Source organism: Buchnera aphidicola (Periphyllus lyropictus), from assembly GCF_024029895.1.
Taxonomy (GTDB): domain Bacteria; phylum Pseudomonadota; class Gammaproteobacteria; order Enterobacterales; family Enterobacteriaceae; genus Buchnera_J; species Buchnera_J aphidicola_BA.
In genome coordinates this window covers 341,046-358,483 of record NZ_CP097457.1, presented here as the reverse complement: position 1 = coordinate 358,483, position 17,438 = coordinate 341,046, and the positions used below count along the sequence as shown (strand labels likewise).

At 17.6% G+C, this 17,438-nt stretch carries 17 protein-coding genes and 1 pseudogene; 12 read left to right on the top strand and 6 right to left on the bottom strand.

What is annotated here, in order from left to right; all coding sequences use genetic code 11:
* Positions 1 to 115 precede the first annotated feature (115 nt).
* The 4 genes from gpt (at position 116) to tadA (ending at position 2,232) form a co-directional block, all read left to right on the top strand.
* Complete coding sequence (gpt, locus tag M5J13_RS01850; RefSeq protein ID WP_252837217.1) at positions 116 to 577, top strand: xanthine phosphoribosyltransferase; 462 nt, start codon at positions 116 to 118, stop codon at positions 575 to 577.
* Positions 578 to 601: 24 nt separating this feature from the next.
* Entirely contained in the window at positions 602 to 1,138 is a 537-nt protein-coding gene (locus M5J13_RS01845) for a nucleotide exchange factor GrpE (protein WP_252837216.1), read from the top strand.
* 121 nt (positions 1,139 to 1,259) lie between these two features.
* A complete protein-coding gene (gene smpB, locus M5J13_RS01840) occupies positions 1,260 to 1,745 on the top strand; it encodes an SsrA-binding protein SmpB (RefSeq protein WP_252837215.1) in 486 nt (161 codons plus the stop codon).
* 25 nt (positions 1,746 to 1,770) lie between these two features.
* A complete protein-coding gene (tadA, locus tag M5J13_RS01835) occupies positions 1,771 to 2,232 on the top strand; it encodes a tRNA adenosine(34) deaminase TadA (protein ID WP_252837214.1) in 462 nt (153 codons plus the stop codon).
* A gap of 2 nt (positions 2,233 to 2,234) precedes the next feature.
* Here tadA and acpS read toward each other — a convergent pair whose 3' ends face one another.
* From acpS to lepA, 5 genes and pseudogenes are all read right to left on the bottom strand, one after another.
* A complete protein-coding gene (gene acpS, locus M5J13_RS01830) occupies positions 2,235 to 2,612 on the bottom strand; it encodes a holo-ACP synthase (protein WP_252837213.1) in 378 nt (125 codons plus the stop codon).
* 41 nt (positions 2,613 to 2,653) lie between these two features.
* Positions 2,654 to 3,529, bottom strand: a complete 876-nt coding sequence (era, locus tag M5J13_RS01825) for a GTPase Era (protein ID WP_252837212.1) — start codon at positions 3,527 to 3,529, stop codon at positions 2,654 to 2,656.
* Entirely contained in the window at positions 3,526 to 4,206 is a 681-nt protein-coding gene (gene rnc / locus M5J13_RS01820) for a ribonuclease III (RefSeq protein WP_252837211.1), read from the bottom strand. Before rnc ends, era begins: the two co-directional genes overlap by 4 nt.
* Before the next feature lie 43 nt (positions 4,207 to 4,249).
* Positions 4,250 to 4,954: pseudogene (gene lepB / locus M5J13_RS01815) on the bottom strand (signal peptidase I); the annotation flags it as partial.
* A gap of 192 nt (positions 4,955 to 5,146) precedes the next feature.
* On the bottom strand, positions 5,147 to 6,940 hold the full coding sequence (gene lepA, locus M5J13_RS01810) for a translation elongation factor 4 (protein ID WP_252837209.1): 1,794 nt from the start codon (positions 6,938 to 6,940) through the stop codon (positions 5,147 to 5,149).
* Between the two features lie 255 nt (positions 6,941 to 7,195).
* On the opposite strand from lepA, the gene mnmA reads away from it, so the two are divergent.
* The 8 genes from mnmA to pyrF all read left to right on the top strand — a co-directional run bounded on the left by mnmA (position 7,196) and on the right by pyrF (position 15,892).
* Positions 7,196 to 8,311, top strand: coding sequence for a tRNA 2-thiouridine(34) synthase MnmA (gene mnmA / locus M5J13_RS01805; protein ID WP_252837207.1), 1,116 nt, complete (start codon positions 7,196 to 7,198; stop codon positions 8,309 to 8,311).
* 44 nt (positions 8,312 to 8,355) lie between these two features.
* Positions 8,356 to 9,738 (top strand): adenylosuccinate lyase, encoded by a 1,383-nt coding sequence (gene purB, locus M5J13_RS01800; protein ID WP_252837206.1) that lies wholly within the window; start codon positions 8,356 to 8,358, stop codon positions 9,736 to 9,738.
* Between the two features lie 41 nt (positions 9,739 to 9,779).
* Positions 9,780 to 10,550, top strand: a complete 771-nt coding sequence (locus M5J13_RS01795) for an enoyl-ACP reductase FabI (RefSeq protein ID WP_252837205.1) — start codon at positions 9,780 to 9,782, stop codon at positions 10,548 to 10,550.
* Positions 10,551 to 10,750: 200 nt separating this feature from the next.
* A complete protein-coding gene (locus tag M5J13_RS01790) occupies positions 10,751 to 12,682 on the top strand; it encodes an exoribonuclease II (protein ID WP_252837204.1) in 1,932 nt (643 codons plus the stop codon).
* Positions 12,683 to 12,818: 136 nt separating this feature from the next.
* Positions 12,819 to 13,433: a YchE family NAAT transporter gene (locus M5J13_RS01785; RefSeq protein WP_252837201.1), complete on the top strand. Its 615-nt coding sequence runs from the start codon at positions 12,819 to 12,821 to the stop codon at positions 13,431 to 13,433.
* Positions 13,434 to 13,491: 58 nt separating this feature from the next.
* The gene (gene lipB / locus M5J13_RS01780; RefSeq protein WP_252837200.1) at positions 13,492 to 14,157 is read left to right on the top strand and encodes a lipoyl(octanoyl) transferase LipB; all 666 of its coding nucleotides are present in this window, start codon (positions 13,492 to 13,494) and stop codon (positions 14,155 to 14,157) included.
* Between the two features lie 42 nt (positions 14,158 to 14,199).
* The gene (gene lipA / locus M5J13_RS01775; RefSeq protein WP_436835306.1) at positions 14,200 to 15,114 is read left to right on the top strand and encodes a lipoyl synthase; all 915 of its coding nucleotides are present in this window, start codon (positions 14,200 to 14,202) and stop codon (positions 15,112 to 15,114) included.
* Between the two features lie 49 nt (positions 15,115 to 15,163).
* On the top strand, positions 15,164 to 15,892 hold the full coding sequence (pyrF, locus tag M5J13_RS01770; protein WP_252837198.1) for an orotidine-5'-phosphate decarboxylase: 729 nt from the start codon (positions 15,164 to 15,166) through the stop codon (positions 15,890 to 15,892).
* Positions 15,893 to 16,060: 168 nt separating this feature from the next.
* Here pyrF and yciA read toward each other — a convergent pair whose 3' ends face one another.
* The gene (gene yciA, locus M5J13_RS01765) at positions 16,061 to 16,459 is read right to left on the bottom strand and encodes an acyl-CoA thioester hydrolase YciA (protein WP_436835305.1); all 399 of its coding nucleotides are present in this window, start codon (positions 16,457 to 16,459) and stop codon (positions 16,061 to 16,063) included.
* Positions 16,460 to 17,438 lie beyond the last annotated feature (979 nt).

The following is a 17,438-nucleotide window of genomic DNA, read 5'->3' as shown; positions in this document are numbered from 1 at the left end:
ATTAATTTTAAAATAATAAAAATCTTATTTTTTATATTTGTTAGTTATTTAAAAAATTTAATTATATTTTTTGTTAAATTTTTTATTTTTTATTAGTTTTTTTTTAAGAATTATTATGAAAAAAAAATATATTGTTACTTGGGATATGCTTCATATTTATACTAAAATTTTAGCTACACGTTTATGTAATAAAAAATCATGGAAAGGAATATTTGCAGTAAGTAGAGGTGGTTTGGTTCCTTGTTCTATTTTATCTCGTGAATTAGGAATAAGATATATTGATACTATATGTATATCAAGTTATAAAAATATGTTATATAAAAAATTAAAAATTATTAAAAAAGTTAAAAGTATAGGAAAAGATATTTTAATTATAGATGATTTAGTAGATACAGGAAGAACTGCAAAAATTGTTAGAGAAATGTATCCTAAAGCATTTTTTGTAACTATTTTTGCTAAACCATTAGGTTGTTCTTATGTAGATGATTATATTATAGATATTCCTCAAGATACTTGGATTGAACAACCTTGGGATATGTTTTTTTCTTATAGAGATCCTTTAGTAAAAGATCAATAATATAAAAATTTTTTAGGAGAACATATGACTTTAAAAGAAAAAAATATTTTTAAAAATATTAAATTTAGAAAAAAAGATGTAAAAAAAAATAACAAAATTTTAAAATCATTAAAAAAAAAAGAAGAAAAGTTAATAAATAAATATATTATCTTAAAAAATATAGAAAAAGAAAAAATAAATAAAATAAAATTAAGATTAGATAAAGATTTAGAAATTATTTATAAATTTTCTTTAGAAAAATATTTTATTAATTTATTACCTATTATAGATAGTTTAGAAATGGCTTTTAAAAATATTAAAAATTCTAATGATTTAATTTCAAAAAAATTATATAAAAATAATTGTTTTTTATTGAATATTTTAACTGAAAATAATGTTTCTATTATTGACAAAATAAATGTTCCTTTTGATCCAACTATACATCAAGCTATTTTTTTAAAAAATTCTAAAAAAATAAAAAAAAATAATGTTATAGAAGTTTTACAAAAAGGATATTTATTAAACAATCGTTTATTAAGAGCTGCTATGGTTTCAGTTTCAAAAAATTTAATTAAAAATTAATTATATAAAAAATTATAAAACTTTTTATAATTTTTTATTTATTTTTAAAAATATTAAAAAATTTTAAAATCTTTTATAAAATAATTTTAAAAAATTATAATTTATTAAAAAAAATTTGTGTATGTTAATAAAAAAAAAATACTATCAAAAAAAAATTATTTCTGTAAATAAAAAAGCTAAACATAATTTTTTTATTAAAAAAATTTTTACTGCTGGAATTTCTTTAAAAGGATGGGAAGTTAAATCTATTCGAAAAGGAAAAATTAATATTAGTAATAGTTATGTTTTATTACGTTCTTGCGAATTATTTTTATTTAATTGTGAAATACAACCTTTAAAAACAACTAATGTTTCATTTTCTTTTATTAATAATTTTAATAGAAATAGAAAATTGTTACTTTTAAGAAAAGAAATTGATTTTATTTCTAGTGAAATGAAAAAATTTAGATATACTGTTATTCCTATTTCTATTTTTTGGAAAAAATCTTTTTGTAAATTAAAAATAGGTTTAGCTATAGGAAAAAAATTATACGATAAAAGAAAAGAAAAAAAAAATAAAGTTTTAAAAAGAGAATTATCTAGAATTTCTAAAAAATTTAAAATTTAATAATTAAATTAAAATATATAAAATTATGAATAGTAAAAAAAAACATGAAAATTGGATGAGAATTTCTTTACTTTTAGCTAATATTGCATATAATCAAGGAGAGGTACCTGTTGGTTCATTATTAATAAATTCCAAAAAAATAATTGGAATAGGATGGAATAGTTCCATAAATAATAATAATCCAACAAGTCATGCAGAAATTATTGCATTAAGTAAAGGAGGAAAATTTTTAAAAAATTATAGATTATTAAAATCTACTTTATATGTAACTTTAGAGCCTTGTTTAATGTGTTTAGGAGCTATTTTACATAGTAGAATTAATAAATTAGTAATAGGAGCAAAAAATTATAAAAATTATAATAAAATATTTTATGATATTAATGATATTTTAAATTTTAAAAATAAAAAAATTAAAATTATAAAAAATGTTTTGAAAAAAGAATGTTCTATTTTATTAAAACAATTTTTTTATAAAAAAAGGTCATAAAATTATTCTAAAATAACAATTGCTTGAGCATATTTTTTTTCATCAGTAAAACTGATATGAGATTTTTTAACTCCTAATTTTCTTTTTTTTTTTAAAGCTTTTGATAAATAATTTATTTTAGGTTTATTTAATTTATTTTTGTATATTTCAATACTTTTAAATGATATTCCTTTTTTCATTCCTGTTCCTAAAGCTTTACATGTAGCTTCTTTTATTACAAAACTTTTAGCTAAAAAATTAATTTTTCTTTTTTTTTTTTTATATTTTTTAATTTCTTTTTTTGATAAAATTTTTTTTATAAATTTATCTTTATATATTTTTATGATTCTTTTTAATCTTTTTATTTTTAAAATATCAATACCAATTCCTATAATTTTCATTTTTTATTATTTTCTTTTGTTATAGATTATAAAAAATTATATTATAAACATTTTTGATAATTTTTTTTATATTTAATCCAAATATATAAATGAATTTTTTTAAGTAGTATTTTTTCTAAACTTTTTTTTGTTAATAAACTAAGTAATTTAATTTTTTCTCCATTTTTTCCAATAAAGATTTTTTTTTGTCTTTCATGTTTTAAATATATAAAAGTTTTTATAATCATTTCTTTTTTTATGTTTTCTTTAATAGAAAAAATTTTTATATTAATTGTATATGGTAATTCATCTCCAAAATATCTCATTATTTTTTCTCTTATAATTTCATGAATTTTAAATTTTAAAGATAAATTATCATTTACATTATTTTTATAAATATGTTTTTTTATTGGTATATATTTTTTAATAATTTTTTTTAAAATTTTTATATTTTCTCCTGTTTTAGCAGAACATGGTATAATTTTTTTAATATTTAATTGTTTATTTAAATATTTTATAAAAGGTAATAATATATTTTTTTTTTTTATTTTATCAGATTTATTAATAATTATTATTATAGGAATTTTTTTTTTTTTTAATAAATTAATAATATTAATATGATTATTATTAAAAAATGTTTTTTCAATAACTAATAAAACTATTGTTAAATCTTTAAATATATAATTTTGAAAATTAATAATTTTTTTTATAGAATATTTTTTATTTTTTTCTCTTTTTTTAAATCCAGGAGTATCAATATAAATAAATTGATATTTTTTTTTTGTTTTAATTCCTGTTATGTTTTGTTGTGTGGTATTTTTTTTTTTTGATGTAATTGATATTTTTTTTTTGATCAATATATTCATTAAAGTTGATTTTCCTGAATTTTGATCTCCAATAATAGCAATTTTTCCACAATGTTCTTTTTTAGTTTTCACTCAATTCCTAATTTTATTAATGCATATTGAGCAGCATTTTGTTCTGCTTTTCTTCTACTTAAACCAATTCCAATTATATTTTCAGAAATATTTAATATTTTACATTGAATAGTAAATAATTGACTGTGTGCTTCTCCATATATTTTTACTACAGTATATGTAGGAAGTGGTAAATGTTTAAATTGAAGATATTCTTGTAATCTTGTTTTAGAATCTTTTTGAGTATCTCCAGGACTAATTTTTTCTAATCTTTTTTTGTACCATTTTAGAATCAATTTTTCTACTGTTTTTATATTACTGTCTAAAAATATACTTCCAATTATTGCTTCAATAGCGTTTGCTAATATTGATTCTCTTTGAAATCCACCACTTTTTAATTCTCCTTTTCCTAATTTTAAATATTCTCCTAAATCAAATTCATGAGCTATTTTTGCTAGAGTATGTTCTCTTACTAATGTTGCTCTCATTCTACTCATATCTCCTTCATTGATTTTAGGAAAAAATTTATATAAAGCTGTAGCAATTACAAAATTTAAGATAGAATCTCCTAAAAATTCTAATCTTTCATTATGTTTCATACTAGAGCTTCTATGTGTTAGTGCTAGTTTTAAAAGTTTTTTTTCATTATATACGTATCCTAATATTTTTTGTATTTTTTTTGTTTCAGTATAATCCATGATTTGCCAATTTTTTATAAAAAATTATTATTTTTTTATTTATTTAATAAACGATTTTTCCAATTCTATTAAATCTAATACCTATAGGCCATTTATTTTCTTTTTTTCTAAAACTAAACCAAATTATATTAACTTTTCCTATTAAATTACTTTCTGGAATAAATCCCCAATATCTACTATCAAAACTGTTATCTCTATTATCTCCCATTACAAAAAAGCATCCTTTTGGTACAACCCATTTTCCTATTTTTTCATTTTTTTGTTTAAAATAATTTTTTTTATCATCTTTTTTACCTTTTACTAAAAGAACTTTATAAGTTTTTGAACTATTTCTTTCATCTAAATAATAACCTTGATTATTAGAATATTTTTTTAAGTTTTTCTTTAAATTTTTAAAATCTTTATATTTTATTAATTGTATAGATTTTTTAAAATTACTATATTTATGAATTAAAGATATTGTTTTTGTAGATGAATCATAAGTAATAACATCTCCTTCTATTCCAATAACTCTTTTTACATAATTCTTATTTTTATCTTCTGGAAGTTGAAAAACAACAACATCTCCTCTATGAGGATGTGATAACGTAAATAGAATTTTATTATTTAGTGGATTTTTTAAATTATAAAAAAATTTTTGTACTAATATAAAATCTCCTGAAAGAAGAGTAGGCATCATAGAACTTGAAGGTATTTGAAATGGTTCAAATATGAAAAATCTAAATATAAATATAAAAAATAATGTAGGAAATAATTCTGCAATAGAATTAGGATTGTTATTTGTGTATTTCTCTTGTTGTTTACTATATTTTAATTTATAATAAAAAATTTTAATTTTTTCTGTTAACCAAAATAATCCACTAATTGCTATTAATGATAATAAAAATATATAAAAAAAATTGTACATATTTATCCTAATTTTTAATTTTGTTAGTTTTTATTAAGTGTTTTTAATATTTAAAATAGAAAAAAATGCTTCTTTTGGCAAATTAATATTTCCTATTTTTTTCATTCTTTTTTTTCCAATTTTTTGTTTTTTTAGTAATTTTTTCTTTCTAGAAATATCTCCTCCATAACATTTTGATAAAACATTTTTTCTTAATTGTTTTATTGTAGCACGTGCTATTATTTTATTTTGAACAGATGCTTGAATAGAAATATTAAATTGTTGTCTTGGTATTATTTTTTTCATTTTTTCAACAATTTCTCTTCCTTTTCTTTGTGATTCATTTTTATGTATTATTACAGATAAAGCATCAATTTTTTCAGAATTAATTAAAATATTTAAACATATTAAATCAGATTTTTTAAATTTTTTAAACTTATATTCTAATGATGCATAACCACTAGTAATAGATTTTACTTGATCAAAAAAATTTAAAATTACTTCTGACATAGGTATATAATAAGTTAAAGAAACTTGATGAGAATAATAAATCATTTTTTTTTGTATACCTCTTTTTTGAATACATAAAGATATTATATTTCCAATGTATTTAGGAGGTAAAAAAATGATACATTCTGCTATTGGTTCTCTTATTTCTTTAAATTTTCCTTTTACTGGAAAATTTATAGGAGAATTTATGTATTTTTTTTTTTTGTTATTTGTTTTAATTTCATAAATTACTGTTGGAGGAGTAGAAATTAAATTAAGATTATATTCTCTTTCTAATCTTTCTTGAATTATTTCCATATGTAAAGTTCCTAAAAATCCACATTTAAAACCAAATCCAAGAGCTTTAGAATTTTCAGGTTCATAAAATAGTGATGCATCATTTAAACTTAATTTACCTAAAGCGTCTCTAAAATTTTTATATTGATTAGAATCTATTGTATATAATCCAGCATATATTTGTGGTTTTATTTTTTTAAATCCTAGTAAAGGTTTTTTACAAGGATTTTTAGCTAATGTTAATGTATCTCCTACTGGAGCAGCTAAAATATTTTTTATTCCACATATAATCCATCCTACCTCTCCACATTTTAACATTTTTAATGATATTTGTTTAGGTGTAAATATACCTAATTTTTCTATTTTATAAATTTTTTTTGAACTCATAAATTGTATCATTGATCTTTTTTTTACATATCCATTTTTAATTCTAATTAAAGATACTACTCCTAAATAATTATCAAACCAAGAATCTATTATTATAGCTTGTAATGGTTTTTTTTTATCTCCTTTAGGAGCTGGAATTTTATGAACAATTTTTTCTAATAAAGATTTAATTCCAAAACCAGTTTTTGCAGAACAACATATAGCATTTTTAGAAGAAATTCCAATAATATCTTCAATGTCATAAGAAATTCTTTCAGGATTAGAATGAGGTAAATCAATTTTGTTAATAACTGGAATAATTTTTATATTCATTTCTAAAGCAGTATAACAATTTTCTAATGTTTGTGCTTCTATTCCTTGAGTAGAATCAATTACTAATAAAGCACCTTCACATGCTGATAAAGATCTTTTTACTTCATAAGAAAAATTAACATGTCCTGGAGTATCAATAAAGTTTAAAAAATATTTTTTATTATTTTTAGACTTATATGTTGTAGTTACAGTTTGTGCTTTTATTGTAATTCCTCTTTCTTTTTCTATATCCATAGTATCTAACATACAATTAGATATTTCTCTTGATGTTAAATTTCCACAAATTTGAATTAATCTATCAGCAAGAGTTGATTTTCCGTGATCTATATGTGCAATTATAGAAAAATTTCTTATTTTTTTCATTAAATTAAAAAAACCATATTAAAAAGTTTAGATAAATTATTATTAATAATAATTTTAAATAAAATAAATATTTTTTTTACAAATAGTTTTTTTATATAAATATTTAAAATATAAATTACTAATAATTTTTATTAAAGATATATATTAACTTATAATATTTTATTATATAATTTTTTATAATAATTATATCATAAATAATTGTTATAAAAAAAACTATGATTTTATATTTTATTATAAATATAGGAAATTTTTATCATGTGTAAAAAAAAAAAAGTTATTTTAGCTATGTCTGGAGGTGTAGATTCTTCTGTTTCTGCTTGGATATTAAAAAAAAAATATTATGTAGAAGGTTTATTTATGAAAAATTGGGAAGAAGAAGATAATTCTGAACATTGTAATTCTGAAAAAGATTTAAAAGATGCTAAAAAAGTTTGTAAATCTTTAAATATTTTTCTTCATACTGTAAATTTTTCTTTAGAATATTGGAAATATGTTTTTGAAAATTTTTTAAATGAACATAAAAAAGGAAGAACTCCAAATCCAGATATATTATGTAATAAAGAAATTAAATTTAAACTTTTTTTAAAATTTTCTTTAGAAAATTTAAAAGCAGATTATATCTCTACAGGTCATTATGCTATAAACTGTTTTAAAAAAAATAATTTTTTTCTTTTAAAAGGAAAAGATCTTAAAAAAGATCAAAGTTATTTTTTATATACATTAAATCAAAATCAGTTAAAAAAAATTATTTTTCCATTAGGAAAATTAAAAAAAAAAAAAGTAAGAAAAATAGCAAAAAAGTTAAATTTAAAAGTATATAAAAAAAAAGATTCTACTGGAATATGTTTTATTCAACCAAAATTTTATAAAAAATTTTTAAAAAGATATTTTTCTTCTAATCCTGGTCCTATTATGACTATTAAAAAAAAAATTATAGGTTTTCATGACGGATTATTTAATTATACGATCGGTCAAAGAAAAGGTTTAAAAATAGGAGGTCTTAAAAATTATTCTCATAAACCATGGTATGTAATAAAAAAAAATATTTCTAAAAATATTTTGTTTGTTTCTCAAGGATTTAATAATTTTTATTTATTATCTAAAGGTTTTTTTGCTATTGATGTGCATTGGATTAATATAAATTTAATAAAATTTCCTTTAATTTGTAAAGTAAAAACTAGATATTCTGAAATAGAACATTCTTGTATAGTAAATAAAATTAATATAAAAAAAATAAAAGTTATTTTTAAAAATCCAGTTTCTTCAGTTACTCCAGGTCAATTTTCAGTTTTTTATTCAAAAAATATATGTTTAGGAGGGGGAAAAATTATAAAAAATATTTCATTATATAATAGTAATTATTATAAATAAAATATTTTTTTATAAAAGTAATTTAAATTAATTAAGGAAAAATTATGAAATTTTCAAATTTATGTTCTGTTTCTCCTTTAGATGGTCGTTATAAAAAAATAACACAAAAATTAAGTAAAATTTTTAGTGAATATGGATTTATTAAATATAAGTTAATGATTGAAATTTTTTGGTTAAAATATTTATCTAATATTAAAGAAATTAAAGAATTAAAAAAATTTGATAATAATACAAATATAATTTTAAATAAAATTATAAATAATTTTAATTTGAAACACGCATACAAAATAAAAAAAATAGAAAAAATTACTAATCATGATGTAAAATCTATTGTATTTTTTTTGAAAAAAAAATTAAGTAATATAAATAATTCAAAAAAAATAATAGAATTTATTCATTTTGGTTGTACTTCTGAAGATATAAATAATATTGCATATGCATTAATGTTAAAAGATGCTAGAAGGTATCATATTTTAAAACATTGGAAAAAAATTATTAAAAAAATGGATTATATTTCATTAAAATATAAAAATATTGTACTTTTATCTAGAACACATGGGCAACCAGCTACTCCATCTACTATGGGAAAAGAAATTGCAAATTTTTCTTATCGATTAAAACGACAATATAATCAATTTAAAAAAATAAAAATATTAGGAAAATTTAATGGAACTGTAGGAAATTATAATGCTCATGTTTTTTCATATCCTAATTTAGATTGGATTAATATTAATAAAAATTTTGTAAAATCTTTAAATATTAATTGGAATCCATATACTACTCAAATTGAACCTCATGATTACATATCTGAATTTTTTTCTTGTATATTTAGATTTAATACTATTTTGATAAATTTTAATAGAGATATTTGGGGATATATTTCTTTAAATTATTTTAAATATAAATTCAAAAATAATGAAATTGGTTCATCTACTATGCCTCATAAAATAAATCCAATAGATTTTGAAAATTCTGAAGGAAATTTAGGTATTTCTAATGCTTTAATACAACATATTTCATTTAAATTACCTATTTCAAGGTGGCAAAGAGATTTAAGTGATTCAACTGTTTTAAGAAATTTAGGAAGTATATTATCTTATTCTATTATTAGTTATCATTTTATAAATATTGGAATAAAAAAAATTAAAATTAATAAAAATGTTTTAAAGAAAGACTTAAATAATAATTTAGAAATTTTATTGGAACCAATTCAAATTTTTATGAGAAAAATTGGAATTTATAATTCTTATGAAAAAGTAAAGTTATTATTTCGAGGAAAAAAAATTAATAAAAAAAAAATTAACAATTTTATTAATACTTTAAATATTTCAGATATAAAAAAAAAAGAATTATATAATTTAACTCCTTTTAACTATATAGGAAAATCTATTTTTCTTTCAGAAAATATTAAACTATATAAATATTAAAATTATTAAAATAATATTTTTTTAAAAAAGGTATAAAATAAATGGGATTTTTATCTGGTAAAAAAATTTTAATTTTTGGATTACATAATAAATATTCTATTGCTTATGGAATAGCTAAATCTATGTATTATCAGGGAGCAGATTTAGCTTTTATATATAAAAAAAAAAAATATAAAAAAAGAATTAAAATGATAGCTAAAGAATTTAACTCTAATATTGTTTTATATTGCAATATTAAATATACAATTGATATTAAAAATTTATTTTTAAATTTAAAAAAAATATGGAGTAATTTTGATGGTATTGTTCATTCTTTAGCTTTTCTTAAAAAAAAATTTTTAAAAAATAATTATATAAATTCTTTTACAAAAAAATCTTTTATTTCATCACATCTAATTAGTTCATATAGTTTTGTTAAATTAGCTAAACAATTTAAAAGTATTTTAAATAAAAATTCTTCTTTAATAACAGTATCATTTTTAGGATCTCAAAAATTTATTCCAAATTATAATTTAATGGGATTAGCTAAAGCTTCATTGGAATCCAATGTTCGTTATATGGCTGCTTCTTTAGGTCCAAAAATTCGAATTAATGCTATTTCTCCAGGTCCAGTTAAAACTGTTTCTTCATATAATATTAAAGGGTTAGAAAAAATTTTATATATATATAAAAAATTTTCTCCAATGAAAAGAAATATTTCTATTATTGAAATTGGTAATGTAGCTTCTTTTTTATCTAGTAATTTATCATCTGGAATTACTGGTCAAATTATATATGTAGATGGAGGTTTTAATATAGTAGGATTATATTAAGTTTTTTATTTTTTAATAAATAAAATTTTAAAAAAAAAACATTATTTTTTAAAATTTAATTTAGTTTGGTCTTTTATTAAAATCATAGTATATTAATTTTATATATCTCGAATTTAAAGTATTTTAGTTTAATAACTTAAATTTTTTAAAAATTTATAAAAATTATTATATTTTAATATAATATTTTAGGTCAAATTATCATGTTTTATAATAATATTGTTTTAATGCAACTTAAAAAAAAATTAAAAATAAATACTGAAAGAGTGGAAGGAATAGTAAAAAAATCTGAAAAAGGTTATGGATTTTTAGAAATAGATTCTAAAGTTAGTTATTTTATCCCTCCAAAAAAAATTAAAAAAGTTATGAATGGAGATAGAATTATTGCAAAAAAAGGATTTTCTAAAAATAGAGAAATTGTTATTCCAGAAAAGTTAATAGAACCTTATTTAAATACATTTATTGGATATTTACAAAAAATAAATCAACAATATTTTATTATTCCGGATAATCAATTATTAAAAGAATATATACCATGCAATTATTTAAAAAAAGATATTTCAAAGTTTGAATCTGGAGATTGGTTTTTAGCAAAATTAACTAAACATAAATTAAATCAAAATGTTTTTCATGCTGAATTAATTAAATTTATTTCTAAAAAAAAAGACCCATTTACTCCATGGTGGATAGTTTTATCTAAATATAATTTAAAAAAAAATGAACCAAAAATAGATTTAAATAATATTGTTTTTGATAAAAATATACCAAGAAAAGATTTAACTAATTTTTCTTTTATTACTATAGATAATAATCATACTAAAGATATAGATGATGCTGTTTTTATAAAAAAAAAAAAAGATGGAAGTTTTTTTTTAATAGTAGCTATATCTGATACAACAGCTTTTATTTCATATAATAGTAAATTAGATGTAATTGCTTCTAAGAGGAGTTTTACAAATTATTTACCTGGATTAAATGTTCCTATGTTACCAAGATTTTTATCTGAAGATTTATGTTCTTTAAAACCAAATAAAAAAAGACCTGTTTTAGCTTGTAAAATGATTATTAAAAAAAATGGATCTATTAAAAATTCTAGTTCTTTTTTTTTAGCTTGGATTAAATCCAAAGCAAAATTGTCATATAGAAATGTTTCTAATTGGATAGAAAAAAAAGGTTCTTGGAAACCTTTATATAAAGATATAAAAAATCAATTGAAATTATTATATGATTTTTGTTTATTACGAATTAATTGGAGAGAAAAAAATTCTTTTATTTTTCCAGAAAGATTAGAATATAAATTTCATTTATCTAAATTAAATGAAGTATTAAATATTTCTATTGAAAAAAGAAGAATTGCTCATAAAATTATAGAAGAATGTATGATAGCAGCTAATTTAACTGCAGCTAAAATTTTATCTAAAAAAAAGGGTTTTGGATTATATAATAATCATGCTGGATTTGATGCATCAAATATAAATTATGTATCTTCATTTTTAAAAAAAAAAAATATTATTATTAGTTCAAAAAAATTGTTAACTTTAAAAGGTTTTTGTAATCTTTATAAAATTTTAAAAAAAAAAAAATATAAATACTTAGTAAATAGAATTAGAAAATTTCAATCTTTTAGTGAAATTAGTTTAATTCCTAAACCTCATTATGCTTTAGGATTAAAACAATATGCTACATGGACTTCTCCAATCAGAAAATATGGAGATATAATTAATCATAGATTTTTAAAATCTATTATTCTTAATACTAAACCATTTATCTTAAAAAAAGATATTATACAAAATATATCTAATCAAAAAAGAAAACATAGACTTTCAGAAAGAGATATAGAAGATTTTTTATATCTAGAATATTTTAAAAAAAATAATTTTGAAGATAAAATTTTTTTTTCAGAAATTTTTGAAATTTCTAGAGGAGGAATTAGAGCAAAGTTATTAGAAACAGGGGCAAATATATTTATACCAAGTTCTTTTATACATAGAATTCGTTCTGAATTAGATCTTAATCAAGATAAAGGTTTAATATATTTAAATGGAAAATTATTATATAAAATTTCAGATGTAATTAAAGTTAAAATTTTAAATTTTAGAACAAATTCTAAGAGTATTATTGCTAAACTAATTTAAATTTTTTTATTAGATTATAAATTTTTAAATTAATAATTTTTAATTTAAATTAAATATACTTTTAAAAATTTAATTAAAAAAAATTAATTATTTTATTTATAAATTATTATTAAAATAATTAATATAAAGGTATTATATGGAAACATTAAGTATTGATTTCAAAATTTATATAAAATTTTTTATTAATTTGTTAATTTTAGTTAATCCTATTGGAATGATACCAATTTTTATAAGTATGACTAATAATTTTTCTGAAATAAAAAAAAAAAAAATTAATTTAATTACAAATTTTTCTTCTATTATTATTTTATGTACTTCTTTATTTTTTGGTCATTTAATTTTAGATTTATTTGGAATTTCTATTGCATCATTTAAAATTTCTGGAGGAATTTTAATATTTATTATGGCTTTATCTATGTTAAAAAAAAATACATTAAAAATAAAAAAAAAAAAATATAATTCTACAAATATTGGTGTAGTTCCTTTATCAATGCCTTTAATTGCAGGACCTGGAACAATTAGTTCTACAATTACATGGAGTTTACATCATTCTTCTTATTTAAATATGATATTAGGAACTGTAGTTATTTCTTTTTTTTTTTTATTTTGTTATATAATATTTAGTCTTTCAAATTTTTTTATAAATTTTTTAGGAAATACTGGAATTAAAATTATTACTAAAATTATGGGATTATTATTATTATCTTTAGGTGTCGAATTTGTTATTCATGGAATAAAAGATTTATCTTAAAAATATATAATTAAATTTATATTTTAAGAATTTTTATAAATAAAAGAATTAAAATTTTATGAAAAAAATTTATGTTCGTAATTTAAAAAAAACTCATTGGAATAATATATTTCATGCTATGCACTGTTTTACAGATAATAGATCTTTAAGTACTAAAGATGAGTTATGGTTTACAGAACATCATCCTATTTTTACTAAAGGAAATTCTGAAAAAAATGAAAATATTATTAAAAATTTAAAAAATATTTCAGTCATGAACTGTGATAGAGGTGGAAAAATTACGTATCATGGTCCTGGTCAACAATTAGTATATATTTTAGTAAATTTTAAATTATTAGGAATTAATATTAAAAACTTTATTTTTTTAATACATCAAGTAGTTTTAAAAACATTAAAGTATTTTTTTATTAATGGGTATATTATAAAAAAATTTCCTGGAGTATATATAAATAATAAAAAATTTTGTTCAATAGGTTTTCGAATTAAAAATTATTGTTCATTACATGGAATATCTTATAATATTAATACTAATTTAACTCCATATAATTATATTTATCCTTGTGGAAATAAATCAATGAAAATGATTAATTTAATAGATTTATTACCTGGAATAACAATGAACATTTTTCGAAAAAAATTTATTCAAAATTTTTCTAAAATTTTTAAGTATAAAATTATTTATAAATCTCCATATGGTATATTTTATACTAATAATGTATATTAAATATTTTTTATAAAAATATAATATTTTTATTTTTTATAAAATATTTTAATAAAAAATTTTTTAAAAAATTATTATAATTTAATTGAGATTAATATAATGTTAATTAAACCTAATTGGATAAAAATTAAAATTCCCGTTGATTCTTCTAAAGTAAAAAAAATAAAAAAAAAATTAAGAAAATATAATATTAATACAGTTTGTGAGGAAGCTCAATGCCCAAATTTAACTGAATGTTTTAATCAAGGAACTTCTACTTTTATGATTTTAGGTTCTATTTGTACAAGAAAATGTCCTTTTTGTGGAGTTAATAAAGGTAGACCTCAGAAAATTAATTTAAATGAACCAAAGAAATTAGCAAAAATTGTTTCTTATTTAAATTTAAAATATGTTGTAATTACTTCTGTTAATCGAGATGATTTAAAAGATGGAGGAGCTTCTCAATTTTCTCAATGTATTAAAGAAATTAGAAATATAAAAAATATTAAAATAGAAATATTAGTTCCAGATTTTAGAAAAAAAGAGAAAATTGCGTTAAATTTATTAGAAAAAAATTTACCAGATGTTTTTAATCATAATATAGAAAATGTTCCTAGATTATATAAAAAAGTTCGTCCTGGAGCAAATTATAAAAACTCTTTAAAATTATTAAATAATTTTCATAAAAAATTTCCAAAAATTCCTACTAAATCTGGATTAATGGTAGGTTTAGGAGAAAATAATAAAGAAATTTTTAATGTTTTAAAAGATTTATATGATAATGGAGTATCTATGTTAACTGTAGGTCAATATCTTCAACCAAGTAAATTTCATCTTCCTGTAAAAAGGTATTTAACTGCTTCAGAATTTTTAGAAATAAAATCTTATGCTTTATCAATAGGCTTTTCAGATGTTTATTGTGGAACTTTAGTTAGATCTTCTTATCATGCATACGATCAATATCAAAAGATTTTAAAATAAAATTATAAATGAAATATATATTTTATCAATTTATTTAAAAGGTTAATAAATGATAAATAATAATTTAATTAAATTAAATCAAACAAAAATTATAATTGCATTAGATTATTCTAATAAAAAGAAAGCTATGAATTTAATAAAATTATTAGATCCAAAAATATATCGTTTAAAAATTGGAAAAGAAATGTTTTTTTTATTTGGAATACGTTTTATTAAAGAAATAATTTATTTAGGTTTTAAAATATTTTTAGATTTAAAACTTCATGATATTCCAAATACTGTTTCAAGAGCTATAAAATCTTTATCTAAATTAAATTTATGGATGATTAGTATTCATTCTTTAGGAGGTAAGGATATGATGAAAGCTGCTAAATTAGCTATTTCTTATTTTAAAAATAAACCTCCTTTATTAATTTCTATTACAATATTAAGTAGTTTGTCTAAATTAGATTTAAAATCAATTGGAATGTATGATTCTATTAATAAAAATGTATTAAGATTATCTAAATTATCTCAAAAAATTGGTTTAGATGGAGTAGTTTGTCCTGGAAGTTCTGTAAAATATATAAAAAAATTTTTAAATAATAAATTTAAAATTATTACTCCTGGTATTAGAAAAAAAAATAATTCTTTAAATGATCAAAAAAATGTTATTACTCCAATTGAAGCTGCATATTTTAAAGTAAATTATATTGTTTTAGGAAGAATTATTACACTTTCTAAAGATCCAATTAAATCTTTAAAAAAAATAAGTTTATCTATAAAAAAAAAAATATAAATTAGTATTTTTTTTATTTTTTTCTTTAATAAAAATAAATTAAATAAATAAATCTAATTAAATTGTTATTAATTACTCACAATTTTTTATTTTTGTTAAATTTTTTTTTTTAAGATTGCGAGTAATTAATTTTTTATTTTTAAAAAAATATTTTTTTTTACAAAAATTTTATTTATTAAAAACTGGTCTAGGTTTTCCATTTTTATTAATAGCTACATATATAAAAATTCCATGAGTAGATAAATATTTTTCTTTAATAGGTTTAGAATATAATCTTTTTACCCATATTTCTATTTTTATTTTCATAGAACTTGTTCCAATTTTAATACATTTTCCATAACAATTTATAATATCTCCAACTGAAATAGAGTGAATAAAAGAAACATTTTTAGCTTGTGCAGTAACTACTCTTCCTAAAGATATTTGTTTTGCTAAAATAGCTCCTCCCATATCCATTTGAGATAAAATCCAACCTCCAAAAATATCTCCATTAGCATTAGTATTATATGGCATAGCTAAAGTTTTTAGTAACATGTTTTCTTTTTTATTAATATTTTTTTTTATTATTAGACGCATTTCATGCTCATTTTAAATTTTTTAAGATAATATTCGAAATTATTTAATTTTTTTAAAGAACATATATTTCATATAAATAATTTTTTTAAAAAAAGATATAAATATTTTTTTTATTTTTTTATGTATTTTTTATTATATAGATTTTTTAAATTATATTAATAGTTTTAAAACTAAATATAATTTTTTAAATTCCTAACTTTAATATTAATTTTATATTAATTAAACTTATTATTCTAAAACCTTTTAATATTGAAGTAGATTTATTTTTTTTAATTAATTAAATAATATTTTTTATTTTTTTATTATTATAATATATTTCGGTTATATCAAATTTTGATATAAAATATATAATTTTTATTATTTTTTAAAATTTTTTTTTGATTTTTTTTGTATTAGGAGGATATATAAAGGAAATATTATTGTTTTTAAAAAAAAAGTTTTAAATTCTAAAAAAATTTTTCTATTGATAAATTAAAAATTAAAATTGAATCTATTTTATTTTTTATAATAATTTAAATAAAATTTTTTAATTTTAAAATTAAATATTAAATTAGTATATATTAATAATTTTATTAGAAAATTTTTAAATTTTTTCTTATTTTTTTATTTTATTAAAAATATTTTTGATAATTATTTTATTTCTTAAAATTTTTTATTTGATTTTTATATAATTTTTTTTAGATAAAAAATTAGAAAATGTTATTTTAATTTCTATAAAATTAACTTTATTTAAAAATAAATTTTAAAAAATTTTAATAATTTTTTAAAATTTAGATTACTTAAAATTAAAAAAATTAAACTAAATATTTTTTTTTTTATTTTTTTATAAAAATTTATTTTTTTAAATTAATTGATTTTTAAATATATATTTTTTTGTTTCATATAATTAAATTATTTTTTTTAAATTTAAAAATAATATTTTTTATCAAATAATTTATATTTTTATTTTTAAATATTTCAACAAAAATTT

Bases quoted from the DNA above. Each gene is read 5' to 3' on its own strand.
- gpt (WP_252837217.1), top strand. From the start codon at position 116: ATGAAAAAAAAATATATTGTTACTTGGGATATGCTTCATATTTATACT.
- M5J13_RS01845 (WP_252837216.1), top strand. From the start codon at position 602: ATGACTTTAAAAGAAAAAAATATTTTTAAAAATATTAAATTTAGAAAA.
- smpB (WP_252837215.1), top strand. From the start codon at position 1,260: ATGTTAATAAAAAAAAAATACTATCAAAAAAAAATTATTTCTGTAAAT.
- tadA (WP_252837214.1), top strand. From the start codon at position 1,771: ATGAATAGTAAAAAAAAACATGAAAATTGGATGAGAATTTCTTTACTT.
- acpS (WP_252837213.1), bottom strand. From the start codon at position 2,612: ATGAAAATTATAGGAATTGGTATTGATATTTTAAAAATAAAAAGATTA.
- rnc (WP_252837211.1), bottom strand. From the start codon at position 4,206: ATGGATTATACTGAAACAAAAAAAATACAAAAAATATTAGGATACGTA.
- lepA (WP_252837209.1), bottom strand. From the start codon at position 6,940: ATGAAAAAAATAAGAAATTTTTCTATAATTGCACATATAGATCACGGA.
- mnmA (WP_252837207.1), top strand. From the start codon at position 7,196: ATGTGTAAAAAAAAAAAAGTTATTTTAGCTATGTCTGGAGGTGTAGAT.
- purB (WP_252837206.1), top strand. From the start codon at position 8,356: ATGAAATTTTCAAATTTATGTTCTGTTTCTCCTTTAGATGGTCGTTAT.
- M5J13_RS01795 (WP_252837205.1), top strand. From the start codon at position 9,780: ATGGGATTTTTATCTGGTAAAAAAATTTTAATTTTTGGATTACATAAT.
- M5J13_RS01790 (WP_252837204.1), top strand. From the start codon at position 10,751: ATGTTTTATAATAATATTGTTTTAATGCAACTTAAAAAAAAATTAAAA.
- M5J13_RS01785 (WP_252837201.1), top strand. From the start codon at position 12,819: ATGGAAACATTAAGTATTGATTTCAAAATTTATATAAAATTTTTTATT.
- lipB (WP_252837200.1), top strand. From the start codon at position 13,492: ATGAAAAAAATTTATGTTCGTAATTTAAAAAAAACTCATTGGAATAAT.
- pyrF (WP_252837198.1), top strand. From the start codon at position 15,164: ATGATAAATAATAATTTAATTAAATTAAATCAAACAAAAATTATAATT.